The sequence below is a fragment of the Schwartzia sp. (in: firmicutes) genome, assembly GCF_978017985.1.
The window spans coordinates 1-6,378 of the sequence record NZ_CDXDFU010000105.1; the positions used below are offsets into that span (position 1 = coordinate 1).

Sequence of the window (6,378 nt, forward strand, 5' to 3'; positions counted from 1 at the left end):
CGAAAGAGCTTTTTTATTTTGGTTCACACAACAGGAGGAAAAAGAATGTCAGAAGAAAGCAACATCCCTAAGGTCTATGACCCGAAATCATTTGAGAAAAAATGGTATGACTACTGGGAGGAAAATAACCTTTTCCACGCGGAAGTAGAAGAGGATAAAGATCCGTACAGTATCGTTATTCCGCCACCGAATGTTACGGGGCAGCTGCACATGGGCCATGCTATGGATAATACATTGCAGGATATTTTGATTCGCTGGCGCCGCATGCAGGGATACAATACGCTCTGGATGCCGGGCTGCGACCATGCGGGCATAGCAACACAGGCAAAGGTTGAAGAGGCACTTCGCAAGGAAGGAAAAAGCCGTTATGACCTGGGCCGCGAGAAATTCCTTGAGCGTGTATGGGCATGGAAGGAAGAATACGGCAACCGTATCATGTTCCAGCTCCGTACCCTGGGTTCTTCCTGCGACTGGGAACGTCAGCGTTTCACCATGGATGAAGGCTGCTCCCGCGCAGTACGTGAGGTTTTCGTAAGCCTCTACGAAAAAGGTCTGATTTATCAGGGCACGCGTATAACGAACTGGTGCCCACGATGCAACACGGCGCTTTCGGATATTGAGGTCGAGCACGAGACAGAGCAGGGACATCTCTGGCATCTGCGTTATAAATTCAAGGATTCGGACGAATATGTTGAAATCGCTACGACACGTCCTGAGACAATGTTCGGTGATACGGGCGTTGCAGTCCATCCTGATGATGAGCGTTATAAGCATCTCGTAGGAAAAACATTGATTCTTCCTATAGTAAATCGTGAGATTCCTCTGTTTGCTGATGAGTATGTTGACCCGAAATTCGGAACAGGTGCAGTAAAGGTTACTCCTGCACACGACCCGAACGACTTTGAGATGGGCGAGCGTCATAATCTCGAGCAGATTAAGGTTATCAACAACGACGGCACAATGGGCGCAGGGGCAGGCAAATACGAGGGCCTTGACCGCTATGAATGCCGCAAAAAGCTCGTCAAAGAGCTTGAGGAGCTCGGTGTACTCGTTTCCACAGAGGAGCATGAGCATGCAGTCGGTCACTGTTCGCGCTGTGATACGACAGTTGAACCGCTTGTTTCCAAGCAGTGGTTCGTCAAGATGGAATCTCTGGCAAAACCTGCCATTGAGGCAGTAAAAGACGGTCGTATTAAATTCGTACCTGAGCGTTTTACGAAAATTTACATCAGCTGGCTTGAGAATATCCGCGACTGGTGTATTTCCCGTCAGCTTTGGTGGGGTCATCGTATTCCTGCATGGTATTGCGATGATTGCGGTGAGACTGCGGTATCCCGTACTGATCTTACGGAATGTCCGCACTGCCACAGCAAGCATATCCATCAGGACGAGGATGTACTTGATACATGGTTCAGCTCCGGCCTATGGCCTTTTGAAACTATGGGCTGGCCTGACAACACACCTGAGCTCAAGCAGTTCTACCCGACGGCTACGCTGGTTACGGGCTACGATATCATCTTCTTCTGGGTTGCACGTATGGTCATGTTGGGCCTTGAATTCGGAAAGGATATTCCTTTCCACCATGTATTTATCCATGGTCTTGTCCGCGACAGCCAGGGCCGCAAGATGTCAAAATCTCTCGGCAACGGTATCGACCCTGTTGAGGTTATTGACAAATACGGCGCGGATACACTGCGCTTCATGCTCATTACGGGCAATACTCCGGGAAATGACATGCGTTTCTACTGGGAGCGTGTTGAGTCTGCCCGTAACTTTGCAAATAAGCTTTGGAATGCTTCACGCTTCATGCTTATGAATCTTGAGGGCTTTGATAACAGCTTTGTCCCTGAGGACTCGGATTACACACTGGCTGACCGCTGGATTCTCAGCCGTTATGCGAAAACTGTTGCGGGAGTCACAGAAAATCTTGAGAAATTCGAGCTTGGCGAAGCTGCACGCTCCATTTATGAATTTATCTGGAGCGAGCTCTGCGATTGGTATATCGAGCTTGTAAAAGCACGTCTTTACGACAAGGACAACGCACGTCCGCGTCAGACGGCACAGTACGTCCTGGGGTATGTTCTCGAGCATACGCTTCGACTTCTGCATCCTTTCATGCCGTTCATCACAGAGGAAATCTGGCAGCATATTCCGCATGAAGGCAAGAGCATCATGGTTACTGAGTGGCCGAAGAATGAAGAGGCTAAACTTGACGAGGCAGCAGAGACAAATATGACGGCCGTTATGGATACAATAAAGGCTATCCGCAACATGCGTGCGGAGGTTAATGCAGTACCGGGCCGCAAGAGTGAGGCTATTCTCCATTTTGCTGATGAAAGCCTTTCAAAGATTTTCTCCGAAAACGAGGCATATTTGCGCGTACTTGCTGATGCAGAGCCTGTAACGATTCTTCCGGCAGATGCTGCCAAGCCCGAAAATGCTATGACTGCTGCTGTAAGCGGTGTTGAAATTTATCTTCCGCTCAAAGGACTTATTGATGTTGAGAAGGAGACGGCACGTCTTACAAAAGAGCTTGAGAACTTGGATAAGGAAATCAAGCGCGCAGCCGGAAAGCTGTCCAACCAAGGCTTTGTTGCAAAAGCTCCGGCTGATGTTGTAGAAAAAGAACGCGCAAAGCAGAAGGAATATGAGGAGAAGAAAGCAGTAGTTGCCGAACGCCTCAAATACCTTGCGACGCTTTGAGGAATGTCATGACATACAACGATTCATTAGCGTATCTGGAGAGCCTGAATACCTTTGGCATTAAGCTTGGTCTTTCGAGAATCGAGCGTCTTGCCGAGCTTTTGGGCCATCCGGAGCGCAGGTATAAAACTATCCATGTCACAGGAACGAACGGAAAGGGTTCTGTTTCCTGCATGACGGCGGAAATACTTCAAAAGTCCGGACTCCGAACGGGTCTGTATACCTCTCCGCATCTGTTTTCATATACGGAGCGGTTCAAGATAAACGGAGAAGAAATTTCCGAGTCTGATTTTGCTGACTGCATAGATCGGGTGAAAAAAGCGGTTGAACAGATGATCAGTGAAGGGGAGGAATCTCCGACACAGTTCGAGGTTCTTACGGCACTAGCGTTTTTGTGGTTTGCGGAGCAGAAGGTTGATTACGCTGTAATTGAGGTAGGACTGGGCGGGCTTTTGGATTCTACGAATATCATTACACCTGTTCTTTCGGTCATTACCAATGTTACTCTCGAACATGCCGACAGATGTGACGGAACTCTCGATGGTGTGGCGCGCCATAAGGCCGGAATCATCAAAAACGGTGTTCCTGTTATTACTGCGGCAGAGGGGATGCCTCTTGAAATTATTCGAAGAACAGCAGAGGAAAAAGGTGCTGAGCTTTTTGTGCGGGGCCTTGATTTTACCAGTGATTTTGTTCGTTTTCACGAAACCGTACAGGAACTTACCCTTTCGTCGGAAAATCTTGGTGTAAGGTCTCTGCACTATGATTTGTCCCTTTTGGGAGATTATCAGATTGCAAACAGCTCTCTGGCGGTTATGGCGGCAGTGCTGCTCTCGAGAAGCGAGCCTTCGATTACTCCCGCGGCAATGCAGGCGGCACTTAAAAATGCCGTCTGGCCGGGCCGTTTTGAGGACATGAGCATAGGGAATCAGCAAATCCGTGTGGACGGAGCACATAATCCTGCCGGGATAAAGGCGCTTCGTGAGGCGCTGGACAGATATTATCCGGATATGCCGAGAGTATTCCTTATGGGTATTCTGAAGGATAAGGCTATTGATGAGATGCTTGAGGCGCTTTTGCGTCCTGAGGATACGCTGGTTGCCACCCTGCCGGATTCTCCGAGGGCTGCCGAACCGGAGCTTTTGGTGGAAAAAGCTGCAGTGAGCCACGGAGAGGCTGAAGCGGATAACGTTAAAGCACTTGATCGGGCACTTGAACTTTCGGGAGAGGGAACTCTTCTCGTATGTGCAGGTTCGCTCTATTTAATTGGCGGATTGCGGCAGCTGCTTTTACAGAAGGAGCATTGAATTATGAGAGATCTTAAAGCAATGCGAAGAAAGCGGAATCTGATTTCAATAGAAAACCTGGCTTTTAAGGCACTGCAGGCGGAGGCGTTTCTGCTGGCGCTGTCGCCGGGAGCAGCAACCATAGCAATGCTTATCGGTTTTGCATTATGGCTGATATGCTGGAAAATGGATGACGATGTTCATTTCAGGCATCTTCCCTTTGACAAACCGCTGCTTGCTTTTGTGGTTATCGCGGGACTGTCTGTGCTGGTATCGCCTGACCGGGGTTTTAGCTTCTATAACTATTACAACCTTGTCGGCGCATATTCCATCACCTATATACTTGCGGGTCAGACAGTTCGCTCTGAGGAACGGCTGCGCAGTGTGCTTGAAGCGTTTGCAGTCAGTGCGGCGATAGTTGTTCTTTACGGATTTTATCAATTCATATTCGGTATTGATATAAGCGCAATGAAATGGGTAGACGGAGAGGCATTCCCGGAACTCAGAAAGAGAGTATTCTCCACATGGGAGAACCCGAATATTCTGGCGGGGTACCTGAATGAAGTTATCTGCATGGTATTTGCCTTCTTTGTCTTTGTGAAGGATAAGAAAGCGAGAATCATGGCAGGAGGCTTTATGGTGTGCCTTGCTGCGTGCCTTGCAATGACGTACGCACGCGGTGCCTGCCTTGCGATTGCTGCCGTAATCGGACTCTACGGACTGGTGAAGGACCGTCGCATACTTGCCGGACTTGCTGCTTTTGGTTTTTTGATGCTGCTTGCGGATCCGGTTCTGGCTGAAAGACTTACATCAGTATTCACTAAGGTCGATACTTCATCAGAAATGCGGCTGGCACTTTGGGAAAGCTCAGTGGATATGATTTGCGACCATCCTTTCCTGGGGATAGGATGGGGCGCATACTGGATGGTTTATCCGGAATATGACTTCTATATAAACGATGCAGCCGTAAAAATAGTACATGCTCATAACATGTACCTGAATTATGCGGTTGAAACAGGGGTGTTTGGTGCGCTTGCGTTCCTGTGGTATTTCTTCGGAACGATGGCGCAGGCATTTATGAAGAGCCCTGAGGAAGGAGAACAGTCCGTTATGGTACGTGCCTTCCGTCTCGGTCTCGGATTAGCACTTATGTCGGTGGCTTTGGGTGGAATAACGGACGATGTTTTGTTCAATATACCTACCTCAATGCTCCTTTGGATGCTCTGTGCATTGGGTGCTTCAGCCCGTGAAATGACCTCTTAAAACCCATTGAAATTATCTAGGACGTAAGTACCTATATGGATTCACGTACGAAAGAAAAAAGCGGAAAGACATGTAAAAGTGTGTGTCTTTTCGCTTTTTTCTTATCACAATATATAGTATGCAGTTATAGATAAAAATGTTTATAATACACAATATATATGATTTTCGGTTTGTAAGACAAAACTTTCGAATTAAATGTATAAATTGTCGAAAAAATTTATGAAAAATGGGCTTAAAACTTGACTCTGAATACTCAGAGTGGTATTCTTGTTCATGGGAAAAATGATACGAAATGGTCAAATGTCTGCAAGTCAGGTCGACAGGCCGATGCGAGCGGCTTCAAATGACTGAACACTCAGATATCTGAAGATTCGTATCAGACAAAAGGCCAATATAGGGCCTGAAATTTAAAGGAGGTTTTTTAATGATTGACATTACTGATCGCGTACGCAACAAAGCCCTGCGTGAGAAAATCGTATCGGCTGAGGAAGCCGCTGCGTTTATCAAACCGGGCATGAGCATCGGTACCAGCGGATTCACACCGTCGGGCTACCCGAAGGCTGTTCCTCTTGCCCTTGCAAAGCGCATCGAGAAAGAGCACTTCAAAATCAATCTTTGGACTGGCGCTTCTGTCGGCCCTGAGCTTGACGGCGAACTCACGAAGGTCAATGGTATCGATTTCCGTATGCCTTATCAGACGAATAAGGATATACAGAAGGCGATCAACACGGGCGAGGTTTCATATTGCGATCTCGATCTGAGTTCCTCCGCGCAGATGGCTCGTTACGGCTTCATGAAAGGCAACAAGATTGATGTTGCTATCGTCGAAGCTGCTGCAATCACGGAAGAGGGCAATATCATTCCGACAACTTCTGTCGGTAATGCTCCGTCCTATGTCCAGACTGCAGATGTCGTCATCGTCGAGGTTAACACCTCCCAGCCGCTGGCTCTCGAAGGAATGCATGATATCTACGTTCCTCTCGATCCTCCGTTTCGTCTCCCGATCCCGGTAGTTCGGCCCGACCCTCGCATCGGTACACCGTTCAGTCCGTGCGATCCGGAAAAGATCAAATTCATCGTTGGCACGGACATCACCGATAAGGTTCGTCCGCTGGCTCCGGTGGAC

3 protein-coding genes and 1 pseudogene are annotated in these 6,378 nt (G+C 48.2%); all 4 read left to right on the forward strand.

The genetic code is table 11. The features are described 5' to 3' along the window. Window positions 1-45: 45 nt before the first annotated feature. The gene (locus ACY69O_RS04840; protein ID WP_462332338.1) at window positions 46-2,703 is read left to right on the forward strand and encodes a valine--tRNA ligase; all 2,658 of its coding nucleotides are present in this window, start codon (window positions 46-48) and stop codon (window positions 2,701-2,703) included. Window positions 2,704-2,711: 8 nt separating this feature from the next. Then, complete coding sequence (locus ACY69O_RS04845; RefSeq protein WP_462332339.1) at window positions 2,712-4,010, forward strand: bifunctional folylpolyglutamate synthase/dihydrofolate synthase; 1,299 nt, start codon at window positions 2,712-2,714, stop codon at window positions 4,008-4,010. Window positions 4,011-4,013: 3 nt separating this feature from the next. Continuing rightward, entirely contained in the window at window positions 4,014-5,252 is a 1,239-nt protein-coding gene (locus ACY69O_RS04850) for an O-antigen ligase family protein (protein ID WP_462332340.1), read from the forward strand. 424 nt (window positions 5,253-5,676) lie between these two features. After that, window positions 5,677-6,378 (forward strand): annotated as a pseudogene (locus ACY69O_RS04855) (acetyl-CoA hydrolase); the annotation flags it as partial.